The following is a 15,466-nucleotide window of genomic DNA, read 5'->3' as shown; positions in this document are numbered from 1 at the left end:
GCGTGTCCTTAAACGGGGAGAAGAAGATACGTCAAGAGAACAGGCATCTTACCAAGATTTAGCCATTGTGCATAATCACTACCCTTACCCTCCCATGGCCTTTAAAAACACTTCAGTTTGCGTATCCGCCGGATAAAATAATTCCACGCATAGCTCGTGCAGGGTGATGTCACGCGGGCTACCAAAGGTGGTCAGGGTGGTGAAGAGTGACAGCTCTTGCCCGTACAACTCCATCACGCACGGTATTAGCAGGGATGGTTCTGTGGTTTGCGTGAGCGGCGTTTGCTGCTTGAGTGCGATCACATTGGGATAGGCATGCACTTCTTCTACCAGCGCGACGATGTCTTCATCGCGGCCGCTGAGCATCAGCCTTTGCAAGACCTGTAAAAGATAGCTGCCCCATTCAGAGAAATTTTTGGTGTAGGCCGCAAAACCTTGTGGATGCAGGCTGGCCCTGAAGATATTGATCTCTGGCGTCAATAATTCTGGTGGCAGCAAACCCATGAGTTTCTCAGCCGCGCGGTTATGTAAAACCACATTCCAGTGTCTGTCCAGTGCCACACCGGGATAGGGGTCGTGGGTGTCCAGCAGCCGCTGCACTGCCGCTTTGGCCTGGGCCATGCGTGCCGTATCCAGCCCCTGCTCACTATATCGTGGTGCATAACCCGCTGCCAGCAACCAGGTATTGCGGGCGCGCAAAGGCACATCAAGCTGGCTGGCGATGTTCATCAGCAATTCGGCACTGGGTTTGGAGCGGCCGGTTTCTACAAAGCTCAGGTGGCGTGGCGAGATGTCGATATCCAGTGCCAGTTCCATCTGGCTTAATTTGCGCTGGGTGCGCCATTCACGTATCAATGTACCGACTGAGGTGTCGGCTGCGGCCTTGTCTGTAACAGAGATGAGATGACTCAATTGCGACTCCCGAAAATGTCTGGATGTTGAAGCTGGATTATCACTGCATTGCTGTATCACGGCCATTACCTGCCAGGTAATCGACTTGCTGCAAATGTAGAGCGAAACTGCAATCCCCTCAACTGTTTTTGGAGATACATCATGTCAACTGCATCTGATACATCTGCTGCCGTCAAACTGCATGCCCCTGCCCTGTCCCTGAGAACCATCCTGGCACTCGATGCCCTGACCGGCCTTGCCATGGGCTTATTGCTGGTCGCTGCTGCTGGCCTGTTGTCTGGCTTGCTGGGCTTGCCCAGGGATTTTTTATTCATGGCGGGTGCCAGCCTGTTTCCCGTCGCAGCACTGGTAGGCTTTACCAGCCGTGCTGGCAGTGACAAAAAGCCGCCTGCCTTTCTGGTATGGGTCGTCATACTGGGCAATCTGGGCTGGGTCATCGCCAGTATATTGACGATGGAAGTCTGGTTTGAACCCACCGTATTGGGCTTTGTTTTTGTCAGTGTGCAGGCGGTGGTAGTGCTGGCCTTTTCTGTGCTGGAATATCGTGGCTTGCGTGGTTGAGTGAGCGCGCAAATTAGTCGGGAGGGCAAGCCGGGCTTGCCTTTTCTTGCGTCAAGCAAAATTATCGCAATTGCAATACACTGAGGCACTGGTGTATTCCTTTTACGTTTTGCCCTTAAGCCCGACATGAAATTAGCCGCTCTCAAAAAACTCTGTGCCAGTTATGCTGGTGCCCGTGAAAGATTACACGATGCGCCCAGCAATATACTGGTGTACAGCGTCGGCGAAAAAACCTTTGCCTACTTCAAGACCAGCGAACCTGAACGCTGGCGCTTTAGCATACGGGTAATGCCTGGGCGTTTTCTTGAGCTGACTGATACGCAGGGTGTTAAACCGGCGCGGTATATGGGGCGGTTTCATTGGGTGACCATAGTCTCCGTCGAGCAATTTCCTGAGGAATATTTGCGGGAATTGCTGGAGTATTCTTATCAGAAGGCTTTGTCTGGATTGACCAAGAAGAAGCGGGAGGAGGTTTTGATGGGTGGGGGTGATTGAGTTTTCAGATTTTCTGATATCAGCAGAACTAGGATTTTTAGTTTCTAATTATCACCTATCATCTGACAATTCGTATCCGTATTATCCGTATCTGTATTAACGTCATTCCACCGGGCTGGCGCTCCAGTGGCGTTCGTCACATGCTGTTAGCTATATTAATTTCAGATTCGTCGTGCTTTGCGCATTTGTTTTTGAAATACGTTTACACGTCATTTACGATTGCAGGTCGGGGGTAGCCCGACAGCTACAATCTTTTCTTGTCTCGCCAAGAAAAGAATGCAAAAGAAGGCGACCCAGGCGTAGCCGCCCCCTGAAGGGGGTGCCCGTTTGTGCATTACAAAAAATGGGAAGGCCCGAAACTCGCCTGCGGCTCAGACAGCGGTCCTTCTTTTTCCATTTTCTGTAATGCACAAACGGCGTCTACACATGGGAACTGCAGAAAGTCAAAAGCAACGTCAACGCGGCCAGTAATCATATTACAAACTCAAGTCATGCATGACTGTAGCTGGTATCTCAAGCAGTTTCCAGGTCCCTGTCTGCAACCTTACTCACCGGCATAATCACACAACGCAAAAACAGCTTTGCGGCATCTTCATGCACCAGCAAATCCTGCAAGTCTGCGGGTATCTGTTCAACAAAGGCAAAGCCTGATCTGGTGTGCATGCCTGCTTCGCGTTCTGTCCACAGTAGCTGGATGCGACAATCTCCCAGGGTCACATCATGCTGGGCTTCGTCTGGCAGGAAGCTGAGCTGATACTGGCCTGCTGGCATTTCTGCTTCCAGCTCAGTCAGCACTTGCATGCCGCCTGTGCTGAGGTTGACCAGCAGGGCTGGCAAGGCGTCTGCGTGTTCGGGGGAATTGAATACCCAGACTGGGCGTATCTCGTGAGTGCCGAGAGGGACCAGGAAGAATTGCACGCGCTGGTGGCGACGGTTTTCAGACGGGTTCATGGAATCTATGCTCAAGTCAGGTGGAAGGAATTTCTCGTCTTTTTACAACAGACAGAAATTTATTCCAGATTTATGTCATGAACATGACTGGAATATCCATCCCCCCAACGTGATTACGCAGCCTTTGCCTCAAAGATCATGGACTGGTGTGCCGCCACCCCGGCCATCGCACCATCAGCGACTGCCATGGCTACATTACCTGCCATGCGTGCAGCGTCGCCGCACGCAAATACACCGGGCACGCTGGTGGCCTTGATCTCGTTGGTGCGGATGACGGTTCCCATGGGGCCTTCTGTCATTTCGCAACCCAGTTGTTCAGCAAAGGGGCTATTGATGCGCACCGTACTCAGGGTGAACAAACCATCCATTTCCAGCTGCCTGCCGTCTTGCAATCCTACCGTGGCGACACCGCTGATCCTGCGTACAGAAGCGGCTTCTATACGGACGCCGCGCTGGTGCAAAGCTGCCAATTGCTCTGCATCTGGCTCATAGCAATTATTGGTAAACAAAGTGACCTGGCCCCAGTCTGGCAGCATCATGGCGTGGTGATGGGATAGCGGCCCGGAAGCCAGTACGCCTATGCGGCCATTGTCGATTTCATAGCCATGGCAATACGGGCAGTGGAAAATGCTGCGACCCCAGCGCTCTGCCAGGCCTTCTATCGCAGGCAATTGATCACTTACGCCGGTTGCCAGTATCAGCCTGCGTGCATGGTAGCTAGCCTGTCCCTCAACAGCAACAGCAAAACCTTCACCCTGCGGCAAGGCTGATATGGCCTGCCCTTCCACCCAACTGACGGTTTTGTAGGCCATCAACTGTGCCTTGCCTTCGCTGGCGATGGCACTGGCTTTTTTCCCATCCTGCCCAAGAAAACCATGTGAATATTCGACAAAACGGTTACGGCGCTGGCCGCCATCTATGACCAGCACCTGCCTTCTGGCACGTGCCAGTTGCATAGCAGCGGAGAGCCCTGCATAACTGCCGCCGATGATGATGGCATCAAGCATCATGCCCCTGGTAATTGTGCTCATGCTTACTCTCCTTCTTCTTGCTGTGTGCATTAAATTTGTGGCTGAATTCTTTTGCCAGATCACCCAGCGTCACATCACCCAGACGGGCGATAAGCAAGGCTTCGGCCTCATCAAAGGCAGTAGCGAGGGCTTCATTGACGACTTGCTCGACCAGGCATTCCGGGTTGTCATTGCGGTTGCCCATGGCAAAGACAGTGGGTGCGCCGAGTGCATCATAGATGTCGCGCAAAGTCACAGTTTGCAAATCGCAAGAGATCACCCAGCCACCACCATGGCCTTTGTCTGAACTGACATAGCCACGGCTGCGCAAGCCAGCCAGCACGCGCCTGACCAGTACAGGATTAGTCGTAAGGTATTGCGCCAGCTCTTCAGAAGTCATGGCCCGCTGCCCATGCGCCATATGCAAAAGCACATGGAGGATGGAGGAAAGTTTGCTATCTCGTCTCATGTAACTAATGATAGTACATAATCAGAAAATTTGCAGGAATTTAAAAAATAAAAAAAACAGGGATAGTCTTTTGGACTATCCCTGCTCTACACTATTTTTGTTTAGCGCCCGCAAGCGCGAGGTATTACGCTTATTTATCGACTTCCCTGGTCAACATTTCCCATGAAGGTTGGGAAGTGCCATCCGTCGTTGCTGTTACCTTGCCAGCAGCAAACTTCAGGTAAGTTGACGCAGCCTTGCTGAATTCGATGGACTTCATCTTGCATATGGCTTTTTTGGTGGCGGCATCAGAGCAATAAGAAGCAGTATTGTCCTTGATGGTAGAGGCGAAATACTTGATCTTGAACATGTCGTCCGTTGTTTGAAAACTGTCGACCTTAACGTCAAATTTAACGTCACAACCACACGATGTTTTCAGACTGGCAGTCGCAGCCTTGATAGCCGGATCTACTTCATTCGTCATGAAGTCACGTTCAGCCTTGCCTGCAAACGCAGTCAAAGGCAAGAGCAATAAAATAGCGGCGAGTCTGGAAATTTTCATAGGTGTGTCCTGATATTGAGAAAGACTGTTGAAGAGCTTTGCATTCTAAATTTCAAGGAGAGCACGTGCTGAATTGTTTGTAACAAATTCCATGAAAATAATTTTCTCAACAGCAGGCATAAGCGCAGTTTGTCACCAGTGCTTACACTTTTGATAAAAGCTATTTCTTTCCCAATTAGCTGGCAACATCGCTGTTACCTCATTATTTCTGCCGCTGCCGCCACCATAGCAAGCACCAGCGCCCCAGCACCACCAGACTGAGTCCAAACAAACTACTCCAGCAAATAATCGCCAGCACACCACCTATTTGCGGTGTGCGACCCAGGATGACCCAAAAGAATAAGGAAAAACCTGCGCCGGCTGAAGCAAGTATCGTCACGATGGCTTGAGGTTTTTCTTTCAAGGCCAGCAAACCTACAGGTAAAAAGAAAACCGTAAAAACTGCCAGCAGCATCATGATGCTTCCTGTCATTTCTTCTTTGCGCAGGTCGTCGAAAGCACTCTGCACGATGTCATAGGCATACAGGGATTCATCCTTGCTTGTTAGCGGTGTATTTTCTGCCGCCTTGCTGGCAGCAACTTCCTTGTTGCTGGATGCTTTATCAGACTTGAAAGAGCATGTGGATAGTGGCAGGAAAAAACACAGCAACAAGAGGAAGGAGGCAATTTTCCGTATCAGGGACGAGGGCATGGCAGAGACTTTCAGCTAAAAGGAACCATCCTTACGAACGGCATTGGAGCACTTGCCTGACAGATTCCTGCTTGCACCAGGGATCAAGATTGTTGTGTAGTGAAGCCTGGAGCAAGCAAACGCATCAGCATGATGCCTCAGTCATCTGCAACAATTGAATCAAGATGTAATCATGATCCGGTCAGATATGATCACGGCCTGATCATGGGCGAATATAGGCATACCCCTGTTGCTGCCGCTTGATGAGTTGCGATACGCCTGCCTCTACATACTCAAGATTATCGAGCATGTCTGCCTTGGTGATTTTTTGTGCACGCATGGTGTTTTCACAGATCACGACATGGGCACCCAGCTTGATGACTTCATCAATGCGGCTGGCTGCAGGCGATTCGAACTTGAACATGTCTATGCCCGGTCCATAGGCGACGATTTCGACCTCGATATTGTCCTTGCCCATGTCCTTGATGACGTTTCTGACATTGTTCAGGGCCAGGTCCCATTTCTTGCTGTCGCCATCGCTGACCTGGAAAACCACCCTGGATTTTTGCACCGTCTGTGCTTTGGTTTGCTGTTGCGCCATGACACTGGCGGGCGCCAGGCTACCAAGCAGCAGGGTCATCATCAATGCGCGGCTAAGCTGTCTCATGTTCACTCCTGTTATTTTTGCCATTCTGATGCGGCAAAGATACCAGATTTATGCGATGGCTATCATGAAATTTACGTGTCTGCTTATGGCACAAAAGATAAAAAAATCTGACGGAGATTGTTAAAAATGATTGCCTGAAGGTACTTAACTGGATTACAGTTGACCATTCCGTCAACATGGACTTTTACACAAAAGTCCATGTTTAGCATGTGTACGACCAGGGTCAACAGTTTCCAGGATGATGAATATGAAAAAAATTCTCTCGATTTCTGCATGTGTCCTGACAGCTGCGCTGACACAAGTTCATGCCCAGGCGCAGAACAATTACAGCCTGTATGTCAGTGAAGGCACTTCTGGCGGCCTTGATGCTGCCCAGGTAATAGAAAAATATACCGGTCTGTCTGAAGTAATGGGCAAGGCACTGGGCAAGAAGGTGACTGTGGTAGTGGCGCGCGAATTTTCCCAGCTGGAAGAAGGCATGAAGGCTGGCAAGATGGACTTTGTCATCGCCCGCCCCAGCGACTACCCTGCACGTGGTGTAAGGGACTACAAATATCAGTTAGTGTCTACTTCCAAACCAGATGGTCAGTGCCTGCTCATCGTTCCCAAGGCATCGCCGCTGAACAGCATCAACGATGTCAAGGGTAAGCGTATCGCCCTGCCTGAAAAAATTTCCTATATGTCGAAGTTTTGTTCAGCCGAGCTGACGCACAAAGGCTTTAATCTGGCGACAGAAAAAATTCAGTATGCCAAAGAGCAAGGTGCAGTCCTGTTTTACCTGGATAACCAACTGGCAGATGTGGGTGGCATTGCCTCTTATTCTGGTGTCGCCAAGAATCTGGAGAAAACCGGGCACAGGGTCATACACAGCAGCCAGCTCCAGCCTTATCAGCCTTTGATTGCGCATGCAAAAATCACCCCGGCACAGATACAGTCCTTGAAAAAAGAATTGGCGCTATTGACTGAGAATGAAGCTGGCAAGCAGGTACTCAAGCAACTGGGCATCAAGGAATTTGATACGGCCAGTAATGACCAGCGCCTGCGCGACTTGCTGAAGTGGCTGGGGTAAATAATTTTTGCGGGAAAAGATGTTTCAAGCCATGTCACTACCTTGAGTGAGATGGATTGAAACACCGGTGCAGTCCATATTAATCCAAAGGAGTGGCGACCTTCTCTTCGCGGGCAGTTTCAGCGGCAGGCGCAATAACAGTCGTAATAGCAGTCGTAACGACAGGCGCTGCCAATGGCATTGCTGACCTGACTTGCTGCTGCCGCGGCTCAGCTCTTTCCACCACGATATTCCAGCGTTTGAGGTAGTTGGTGACCGAGCGTATATGCATCTGCACGCCCAGGTGTTTATTGATGAGTTCAGCCACAGCCGGGCGGTTCCACTCATGAAAGTCCAGTTGCAATTGACGCGGGTTCTTCTCCTTTATCATTTCCTGCAACTGCGTTTCCTGTTCGCTGGTCAGGGCGCGGCCCTCACCTGAGCGACGTCCTCGCTTATGCGGCAATATGGCATCTGCACCCTGATTAAGATAGCGCGTAATAATCAGACATACTGCAGTATAGCTAAGACCCAGTTCGCGGGCGATCTGGACCTTTTTGGCACCGCGCTCATGCGCGCGTACCACCTGGCGGCGTCGCTCATACTGCTCCATGGCACTCAGGCTTCTGGCATCTTCTTTACTACTGATAGGCTGTGAACACATTTGCATGACCATACTCATTATGACGTCCTTAGGTTGATGAATTCAACTCTGCTAAGTCTGAGAATATAGGCCATTTAAGGCTGCTCGTGCCCTATACTAAAGTATAATCCTGGCAAGAAAATTTCAATCAGGGCACTGTTTTTCGTCAACTTCCATCGCCCCAGGCTAGCCCCGACATCCCGCAAAAATCGCAGGCTTGCCGGTACGGCCTGCTTATGCAAAGCAGGCAGTTCTGGTGGCATCAGCATGCTCACCAGCAAGATAAAACTGCTCAAAACAATCAAGATACGCATTTTGCGCCCCTCTGCTTTATACCGCCCGGCCCGCCGGGAAAATTATCCCTGTCTGCTTAAGCTTGCGCCAGCGCCAGCAGATGGCAAGTACTGTCGCCACGGTGATGGCCGAGCAAGTCTGCCATGCAGGCACATCTCCTGTCAGCGTACAAACGACAATGACTACCAGGCCAAGTGCCAGCGGCAAACCTATCGCTGCCAGCAATGAAGTCTGGTATATCGACTTCATACGGGCATAGTTATTCAGGCTCAACACACTCACGGGCAACAGGCAGAAACTGGTGATCCAGATCAGCCCAGTCAAGCGTACTGAGGTTTCCAGCAGATAAGCAGCGCTGCCGAAAATAAAGGTAGTCACCAACCACAATCCAAGTAACTGCCGCAACATGGATTGCAGGAGCAACTTGCCCTGCTCATGCGCATTAGGTAGCCCTGCCGTCAACATCAGCAAGCCCTGCTCTGCCTTGCGCTGATAGACTGATGAGCGCACGATGGAGCTGTAAATGGGCGGCAGCAAGAGCAGGGACACCAGCCCAATAAAGTAAGCCAGGGCTATATTTTTTTCGTCAAACCTGCTGCTTTGATTACCAAAAATTGCAAAGAAAGCGAACACCAGACCAGCCATGAATATCACGGACAAGAAGCTGGTCAGCCAGAATACTTGCGGCCCCATGGCAAACAACATCAAGTTGTTGGCTTTTGCCGGTTTTTTGCTGACTTTTTTCATGTTCAGGTGTAACAGCAAGCTATAAGGATTAATGAAATCGAGGGTGTAGTGCTTACTCGCAATTTCTTCGCCGTTCATTTGTTTTTGCATCATGGCGAAATTTTCTTTGCGCCTGTAATGCTGGTCTCCATCGGATTTGAATACCCAGGACAGCACCAATGCTGTCAACGCCAGGCCAAGAACCATGAACAATGCTGGCTGATTCCAGACTACTGCGGAAAGAAAACCACTCTTACCATCAAAACGTATAGGCATCACACTAATCAGCACGATTAATGTGAAGACCCATTGTGTGCGTATGGTTGCGGTATAAATGAGAAGGACTACCACGCCCAAAAGCCAGCTGACAAAGAAATCACCGTGATTTACCTTGAAGTAGAACAGTGCAATGCCTGTTGGTATCAACAAGACAGGGATGGCCACCGCGACCTGCAGTGTGCGCTTGAGTCCAGGTACCAGCATCGCATTTGCCGGACTATATTGCAGAGCAATACTGGGAATCAGCAAGAAAAACCAGAAGAACAACAACAGGCACAGCACGATGCCCACGCCAGCGAGCAAAGCCAGTGACATTGCGGTCCAGTCAACGCTTAGCCTGTTGGCCAGGAAAACGACAACAGCAGGTGCGAACATTGTCAGCCCAAGCAGGACATACATGGTCTTTGATATGCCGGCATTGATGCGCGCATACACAGGCTGCATCCATACTGAAATAATGGCTTTCATGTTTTCTCTCTCAACGCAGGTATTGTTTTGAATAAATGATGTGTTCAGTCCGTGGTGTTCACTGCGTCATTTCTATGAACAAGTCTTCCAGGCTCAGCTTGTCAAAGCGCACATCGCGTCGCACCTGCAATGCCTGCAGTTGTTCGTGGCTGAACTGAGCCAGCATCCTGGCTTCTGCAGCATCACCGTCTTTCGCAGTTGCTGACTGGCGTAGTATTTTTGTCGGCTGTAACTCTTGCAATACCGTAGGTGCTGCGAAGACGCGTACAGTGTTGTCCATCATGTCGTCCAGTGATTGCTGGTGCACGATCTGCCCGCCATTGAGGAAGGCGACGTCCATCGCCACCCTTTCAAGGTCAGACAGGATATGGGTAGAGAACACGATAGTCGTCTGCTTTTCGATGACGCGGTCTATGAGTTCGCGCAAGAATTCACGGCGGCCTGCCGGGTCAAGGCTGGATACTGGCTCATCGAGGATAAGCAGCTCAGGATCATGGGCCAGTGCGCGTATGATGGACAGGCGCTGCTTTTGCCCGACTGAGAGTTTGTTGATGACCTTGTCATAAGGTAGCTCCCAGGCTTGCATCAAGGACTGAACCTTGCTCGCGTTCCAGCGTGGGTACAGTAGCTGGAAGTAAGCCAGCATCTGCCTTGCCGTCAGCCATTCAAACAGGTCACTACGCTGCGGCACATAGGCTATCCTGGCCCTGGTTTCGGCACTAAGTTGCCCTGCCGCTTCGCCATACAGGCTGGACTTGCCACCATCAATATCACGCAAACCCAGCAGGCACTCTATCAATGTCGATTTGCCTGCGCCATTGCGCCCCAGCAGGCCGACGATACTGCCTGGTGTAATTTGCCAGTCGAGATTTTTCAGGACGCTTTGCCCGCTAAAAGATTTACTCAATCCTTGTATCTGTACCGGGGCATTTAACTGAGCTTGCATGTTCATTTTCCTTTGAGAATACTGGTCAATAGTGTGATGACGGATTTGGCATCGAGCTCCAGCTGGCTGGCTTCGAGGGCGATGCGTTCCAGGCTGGGGCGCAGCAGTTCCAGCCGTGATTCAATATCGGAATTGCCGCTGGCCTGTGCCGCGACTTCCATGCCCAGGCCACGACGGCGTACCAGCAATCCTTCTGCTTCGAGCATGCTGTAAGCCTTGGATACCGTCATGGGATTGACGCCAAGCTCGCTGGCAACATCACGTACAGATGGCATGGCATCACCAGCGGTAATTTGCCCGCCCGCTTGCAGGCGTCGCAATTGTTCTATCAACTGGCGATAGATAGGTTCACTACTCCCGGTCGTCACCTGGAATATTTCCGCGCCCAACTGGCGCTGGCTGGCTGGCGCATTCATGATTCATGTTCCATGGTCTGGCCTTTCATCGTGTTTAAGCGAATACCTGGACACGCCCATCATCAGGACGAGTACGTTGGGGTAACTACACATGGGATTAATGACTAATACACCGATACCTTGTGTATTAATATAGTAATACACTGAATTTGCAAATTCAAGCAATTTTCAGAAAAATGCTGGCAGATTTTCTGGATGTGGCAAGCTGGCGCAGAAATTGTGGTAGACGGGAGGTAAAAAAAACGCCAGCTAAGCTGGCGTCTTGAGTAGTGCGATATTGCGATACTACGGACAGGAATCAGAACTGATACCCGTCCTCGCGAAATACTTCTTTATGCAATCAGATTACCCGCGCCAATACCACCGATAGTACCCGTCAACTGTACGAAGAAGTCGGTATTATCAAACTGGCTGGTATCTGAACCAGTGTTCTGGAACAGGTAAGTACCTGCTGCGGTACCCGTTTGTATCGTGATCAGGTAAGACTGTCCAGTGTTGTTGAGTACGATAGACAGGCCAGAAGCGATGGTAGTCAGGTAGTTGCCCGTATCGGCATTACCGATGATGTAGGAACCCACACTCACCGCATTGACACCCGTCTTGAAGTAGTCAGTGCCTGTGGAGTTGAAGTTGCCGACGATGTCGACCTGCGTCCTGTTTGACATATTGGCACCGGTTTCTATCAGCGTTTCAGAACCGGAACCTGAGAACTGCAGGTTGATGGTGTCGACTGCCGCACCACCTGTGACGGTGGTGGATGAGGCACTCGAGCCGAGCAGGTTCAGGGTCTGGCCGCCAGTACCGAGGGTAATGGTGTTGTCGCCTGTGCTCTTCGTGTAGTTCAGGGTCACGCCCGCACCATCCGGGTTGGTGACGCTGGCCGTACCTGTACTGCCTGCCACGTTGATGATTTCGATGCTGGCGATCTTGGTGCTAAAGTCCAGGTTCTGGGTAGTGGTGGCGCCGACATTGAGGGTATCCGTACCATTACCACCGTCCACCGTGGTCAGGAAGTTGGCGATCTGGTTGGCCGTAAAATTGAACGTATCCGTACCTGTACCGCCAATGACGCTGACAGCCACGTTGGCTGAAGTGAAGTTGTTGGTGCCGTTGGCGAGGTTGTACTTTTCTACGGCACTAAAGGCTGTGACCGTACCAGCGGTTGTCAGGTTAATGGTCTCGGTTCCTGAAGCATTGACGGTGCCGGTAAATTGCGCCATCTGCGCTGCTGTCATGGTGATGTTGGCATTATTGACGACTGTCAGGTTTTCAAAACCGGTGATCGTGGCATTGCTGATATCCGGTGTCGACGAGAAGAACGCCAGGCTGTCTGTACCAGTATTACCAGCGGTATAAGTGCCGAGGAGGGTCACGCCATTCAGAGCCAGGCTGTTATTGCCACCACCCAGTGCCGCAGTGCTGGAAACCGTGGCGTTGATCGTGATGTTGTCGTTACCTGTGCCGCCCGTGTAGTCAACACCAGCCGTGGCAGAGTTCATGTTGACAGTATTGGTACCACTGGCACTGCCTTTGACTGTCGCTGTGCTTGTCAGGGCATTGGCTGTCCAGGTAAAGCCGCCCAGGGTAATGCCGCTGGCATCAACATTAATCAGCGATGTACTGGTGGCTGGCATGGTCAGGCCTGCATTGCCGCTGACATAGATGTTCTTGACCGAGTTGCCGAGTATGGTAAGCGTGTCATTGAACAGACCTGTCGGTGTGGCCTGGCCGTCGACGGTGGTGATGTTGAAAGTCTCGACGCCGGATGCAGTGATACCGGTGGTGGCGAAGGCGACAGCTGAAGTGCTGGCATCTGTCAGCGTCAGATTGACGATATCATTGACGCCACCGGCAAAGGCGGCGTTGGAAATAGTGAACGCTGTGCCCGTGCCATTGAGCGTGATGTTGCCATTGCTAGGCAAGTTGCTCATTGTCAGTCCGTTTGCGCCAGAGAAAGTAACGTCGCTATAGTTACCCAGGGTTTGCAAGTCTATGGTCTGGTTGGTTACACTGGTGAGGCGCAATTTCTCAAACCCTGTCACATTGCCGGCGAAAGTACCCGAGCCAGAGGCGACAGCAGCATAGGCTGCGGACAGTACGATGGTGTCAGTACCCAGACCGCCACTGACCACGATAGGCAACAAGGCCGTATTGGGGATAAAGGTATCATCACCACTACCACCATTGATGGTGGTGAAGCCAGCTGATGTATTGTAGGTAATGGTATTGGTGCCATTGGCCAGGTTCAATACCTTGAGATTGCTGAGCGTGCCACCGGTTGAGCCATTGTTGATGGTAACCGTGCCTGCCGTGGTCAGCGTCAGCACGTCAGTGTCTGCTGCATTACCGGCGATAGTCGTACCATTGAGGCCAGGGATGGTGGACATGAAGATGTCATTGGCACCAGCGGTACCGTTAAAGGTGCCACCTGGTGTGACGGCAACCGCATTGGCAATACCAAAATCAGTAGCAAAGATGGTCCCTGTTGTACCACCCAGCTTGACGATGAAATCGCCGGTATCGACTGCGCCTACGCTGCCGCCAGTATTCTGGAAGGCATAAATGCCTGCCGCCGTACCGCTATTGACGACAATGGTATAAGCCTGGCCTGTATTTGCCAGGGTCGCGCCCGCTGCAGTTGCTGCTGTGGCGATGGCTGCTGCCAGATTGCTGCTGTCGGCATTGGCAATGCTCAGGTTATTCAACGAAGTCGGGACTACGCCTGTAGCAAACAGGTCAGCGCCTGCTGCCTTGAAGTTATTGACGGTATCAATGGCATTGATGTTAGAGCCCAGGGCAATCGCATCCGCCCCGGTTGCTGTGGCAGACAAATTGATGATATCCGCACCAGAACCACCGGTGATGGTGGTGCGGCCTGTGCCTGTACCCAGAATATTCAGGGTCTGGCCGCCTGAGCCCAGGGTGATGTTGTTGATGTCGTTAGCTGCAGACTTGGTGAAGTTCAGCGTTACGCCAGCACCATTTTCGTTAGTGACTGTCCATGCAGCGTTGGTACCGCCAGTGACATTCACTGTTTCAACGCCTGTCACTTTGGCAGACATGTCCAGGGCAGCAGTGACTGCACTAACATTCAGCGTATCAGCACCCAGGCCACCGTTGATACCGTTAGGAGCAACAGTAGCAGAGATCATGACGCTACTGACGTTGATAGTGTCGCTACCAGTACCACCATTAACAGAGATCAGACCAGCCGCACCTGTAAAAGTATTGCTGCCATTGGCCAATACATAGTTTTCCACATTGGCATTAGCTGTGACCGTACCCGCCGTCGTGAGGTTGACTGTTTCTGTTCCACCGGCAGTGAAGGTAGTAAAGCCTGCAAACTGTGCAGCTGTCATGGTGACAGACGCGTTATTGTTGATATTGACAGTTTCAAAACCACTGACATTGGCCGCGCTGATATTGCTGCCATTGAACAGGTACAAGGTATCCGATGTGCCCGAGCCAGACACAAAGGTGCCGGTATAGGTTTTGCCTTCCATGACCAGGGTATTGGTGCCTGTACCCAGATTGACATTGCCAGCCAGCATGGAGTTGCCGCTATTCGCCAGATCAACATAATCATTGCCTGAACCGCCATTGACGGTGGTAATGCCAGAATTTGCAACCGAGAAGAAGACGACATTGGCAGCGGCACTGTCCATCGTCAGTGTCTTGATATTGGTGATGGTATTACCACTACCAATATTCACCGTACCGCCACCAGAGATGGTGATAGTGTCAGTGTCACCATTGTTGCCATTGACGGTTGTACCGACCAGGGCAGCGGCATTGCCGGTGAAATTTTCATTGAGGCCAGCTGTGCCATTGAAGGTGCCGCCTGCAGTCAGCGCAGTACCATTGGCAGCCTGGCCACCGCCATTCGATGGGCTGGTGCCTATGGTGCCAGCAATCGCGACACCGCTGCCAGATACCGTCACCGCACCGGAAGTCGTCGTATTATTCACGCCACCACCCGTCGCATTGGAAGAAGATGTCACGTCATACACCAGCGTACCACCAGTGATGGAGATAAACGACAAGTCGATATTGTTCGCACCCGCTACGTCATCAACGATAGTCAGTTGATGCGGACCAACGCCAGAGAAGGTCAATACCGGACCAGACAGGTTCAAGGCAGCACGTGCAGCTATCAGGGCTGCGTATTGGCTGGCTGTAATCACGACTGCTGAATTGGACGTGATGTTTTCAATGTTGGACAGTTGTGCACCAGCCAGGTTGATCGCACCGTAAGTAACCAGTGTATCGTTACCTGCACCCAGGTTGATCGTGTCTGTGACAACGCGAGCAACTGCATTGGCTGTGGACTGTGCATTCAGGTTCACACCGTTTTCTGTCGTGTTGTAAGT

16 protein-coding genes are annotated in these 15,466 nt (G+C 51.4%); 3 read left to right on the top strand and 13 right to left on the bottom strand.

Annotation, left to right across the window (positions count from 1 at the left end):
* Positions 1 to 84: 84 nt before the first annotated feature.
* Positions 85 to 912 (bottom strand): helix-turn-helix domain-containing protein, encoded by an 828-nt coding sequence (locus tag DFR42_RS25185; RefSeq protein WP_245937085.1) that lies wholly within the window; start codon positions 910 to 912, stop codon positions 85 to 87.
* A 141-nt stretch (positions 913 to 1,053) separates the two neighbouring features.
* Between DFR42_RS25185 and DFR42_RS25180 the strand changes: the two genes are divergently transcribed.
* On the top strand, positions 1,054 to 1,473 hold the full coding sequence (locus tag DFR42_RS25180) for a hypothetical protein (protein ID WP_110257826.1): 420 nt from the start codon (positions 1,054 to 1,056) through the stop codon (positions 1,471 to 1,473).
* A gap of 126 nt (positions 1,474 to 1,599) precedes the next feature.
* Positions 1,600 to 1,968, top strand: a complete 369-nt coding sequence (locus DFR42_RS25175) for an MmcQ/YjbR family DNA-binding protein (protein WP_110257825.1) — start codon at positions 1,600 to 1,602, stop codon at positions 1,966 to 1,968.
* 513 nt (positions 1,969 to 2,481) lie between these two features.
* Here DFR42_RS25175 and DFR42_RS25170 read toward each other — a convergent pair.
* From DFR42_RS25170 to DFR42_RS25145, 6 genes are all read right to left on the bottom strand, one after another.
* The gene (locus DFR42_RS25170) at positions 2,482 to 2,919 is read right to left on the bottom strand and encodes a PilZ domain-containing protein (RefSeq protein WP_110257824.1); all 438 of its coding nucleotides are present in this window, start codon (positions 2,917 to 2,919) and stop codon (positions 2,482 to 2,484) included.
* A 113-nt stretch (positions 2,920 to 3,032) separates the two neighbouring features.
* Positions 3,033 to 3,950 (bottom strand): NAD(P)/FAD-dependent oxidoreductase, encoded by a 918-nt coding sequence (locus DFR42_RS25165; protein WP_245937084.1) that lies wholly within the window; start codon positions 3,948 to 3,950, stop codon positions 3,033 to 3,035.
* Positions 3,919 to 4,398, bottom strand: coding sequence for an Rrf2 family transcriptional regulator (locus DFR42_RS25160; protein WP_110257822.1), 480 nt, complete (start codon positions 4,396 to 4,398; stop codon positions 3,919 to 3,921). The genes DFR42_RS25165 and DFR42_RS25160 overlap by 32 nt, the downstream gene beginning before the upstream one ends.
* Positions 4,399 to 4,528: 130 nt before the next feature.
* A complete protein-coding gene (locus DFR42_RS25155; protein WP_110257821.1) occupies positions 4,529 to 4,939 on the bottom strand; it encodes a hypothetical protein in 411 nt (136 codons plus the stop codon).
* Between the two features lie 202 nt (positions 4,940 to 5,141).
* The gene (locus tag DFR42_RS25150; protein ID WP_110257820.1) at positions 5,142 to 5,630 is read right to left on the bottom strand and encodes a hypothetical protein; all 489 of its coding nucleotides are present in this window, start codon (positions 5,628 to 5,630) and stop codon (positions 5,142 to 5,144) included.
* Between the two features lie 202 nt (positions 5,631 to 5,832).
* Complete coding sequence (locus tag DFR42_RS25145) at positions 5,833 to 6,276, bottom strand: DsrE family protein (protein ID WP_110257819.1); 444 nt, start codon at positions 6,274 to 6,276, stop codon at positions 5,833 to 5,835.
* A 247-nt stretch (positions 6,277 to 6,523) separates the two neighbouring features.
* On the opposite strand from DFR42_RS25145, the gene DFR42_RS25140 reads away from it, so the two are divergent.
* Positions 6,524 to 7,345, top strand: a complete 822-nt coding sequence (locus DFR42_RS25140) for a phosphate/phosphite/phosphonate ABC transporter substrate-binding protein (RefSeq protein WP_110257818.1) — start codon at positions 6,524 to 6,526, stop codon at positions 7,343 to 7,345.
* Between the two features lie 79 nt (positions 7,346 to 7,424).
* On the opposite strand, the gene DFR42_RS25135 is transcribed toward DFR42_RS25140, so the two are convergent.
* From DFR42_RS25135 to DFR42_RS29355, 6 genes are all read right to left on the bottom strand, one after another.
* On the bottom strand, positions 7,425 to 8,006 hold the full coding sequence (locus DFR42_RS25135; RefSeq protein WP_110257817.1) for a helix-turn-helix domain-containing protein: 582 nt from the start codon (positions 8,004 to 8,006) through the stop codon (positions 7,425 to 7,427).
* Between the two features lie 56 nt (positions 8,007 to 8,062).
* On the bottom strand, positions 8,063 to 8,281 hold the full coding sequence (locus DFR42_RS25130; RefSeq protein ID WP_110257816.1) for a hypothetical protein: 219 nt from the start codon (positions 8,279 to 8,281) through the stop codon (positions 8,063 to 8,065).
* 16 nt (positions 8,282 to 8,297) lie between these two features.
* A complete protein-coding gene (locus DFR42_RS25125; RefSeq protein ID WP_110257815.1) occupies positions 8,298 to 9,734 on the bottom strand; it encodes a hypothetical protein in 1,437 nt (478 codons plus the stop codon).
* Between the two features lie 58 nt (positions 9,735 to 9,792).
* Positions 9,793 to 10,680 carry an ABC transporter ATP-binding protein gene (locus DFR42_RS25120; RefSeq protein WP_110257814.1) on the bottom strand — a complete coding sequence of 296 codons (888 nt, stop codon included), beginning with the start codon at positions 10,678 to 10,680 and terminating at the stop codon, positions 9,793 to 9,795.
* A gap of 2 nt (positions 10,681 to 10,682) precedes the next feature.
* A complete protein-coding gene (locus DFR42_RS25115; RefSeq protein ID WP_110257813.1) occupies positions 10,683 to 11,096 on the bottom strand; it encodes a GntR family transcriptional regulator in 414 nt (137 codons plus the stop codon).
* A gap of 332 nt (positions 11,097 to 11,428) precedes the next feature.
* The coding region (locus DFR42_RS29355) for a beta strand repeat-containing protein (RefSeq protein ID WP_170133674.1) at positions 11,429 to 15,466 on the bottom strand (4,038 nt) is incomplete at its 5' end.

The sequence above is a fragment of the Undibacterium pigrum genome (assembly GCF_003201815.1).
GTDB classification, from domain to species: domain Bacteria; phylum Pseudomonadota; class Gammaproteobacteria; order Burkholderiales; family Burkholderiaceae_D; genus Undibacterium; species Undibacterium pigrum.
The sequence above is the reverse complement of the archived record's forward strand: the minus strand, read 5'-3'. Positions and strand labels throughout refer to the sequence as shown.

Bases quoted from the DNA above. Each gene is read 5' to 3' on its own strand.
- DFR42_RS25150 (WP_110257820.1), bottom strand. From the start codon at position 5,630: ATGCCCTCGTCCCTGATACGGAAAATTGCCTCCTTCCTCTTGTTGCTG.
- DFR42_RS25130 (WP_110257816.1), bottom strand. From the start codon at position 8,281: ATGCGTATCTTGATTGTTTTGAGCAGTTTTATCTTGCTGGTGAGCATG.
- DFR42_RS25145 (WP_110257819.1), bottom strand. From the start codon at position 6,276: ATGAGACAGCTTAGCCGCGCATTGATGATGACCCTGCTGCTTGGTAGC.
- DFR42_RS25180 (WP_110257826.1), top strand. From the start codon at position 1,054: ATGTCAACTGCATCTGATACATCTGCTGCCGTCAAACTGCATGCCCCT.
- DFR42_RS25155 (WP_110257821.1), bottom strand. From the start codon at position 4,939: ATGAAAATTTCCAGACTCGCCGCTATTTTATTGCTCTTGCCTTTGACT.
- DFR42_RS25175 (WP_110257825.1), top strand. From the start codon at position 1,600: ATGAAATTAGCCGCTCTCAAAAAACTCTGTGCCAGTTATGCTGGTGCC.
- DFR42_RS25170 (WP_110257824.1), bottom strand. From the start codon at position 2,919: ATGAACCCGTCTGAAAACCGTCGCCACCAGCGCGTGCAATTCTTCCTG.
- DFR42_RS25115 (WP_110257813.1), bottom strand. From the start codon at position 11,096: ATGAATGCGCCAGCCAGCCAGCGCCAGTTGGGCGCGGAAATATTCCAG.
- DFR42_RS25160 (WP_110257822.1), bottom strand. From the start codon at position 4,398: ATGAGACGAGATAGCAAACTTTCCTCCATCCTCCATGTGCTTTTGCAT.
- DFR42_RS25140 (WP_110257818.1), top strand. From the start codon at position 6,524: ATGAAAAAAATTCTCTCGATTTCTGCATGTGTCCTGACAGCTGCGCTG.
- DFR42_RS25165 (WP_245937084.1), bottom strand. From the start codon at position 3,950: ATGAGCACAATTACCAGGGGCATGATGCTTGATGCCATCATCATCGGC.
- DFR42_RS25120 (WP_110257814.1), bottom strand. From the start codon at position 10,680: ATGCAAGCTCAGTTAAATGCCCCGGTACAGATACAAGGATTGAGTAAA.
- DFR42_RS25125 (WP_110257815.1), bottom strand. From the start codon at position 9,734: ATGAAAGCCATTATTTCAGTATGGATGCAGCCTGTGTATGCGCGCATC.
- DFR42_RS25135 (WP_110257817.1), bottom strand. From the start codon at position 8,006: ATGAGTATGGTCATGCAAATGTGTTCACAGCCTATCAGTAGTAAAGAA.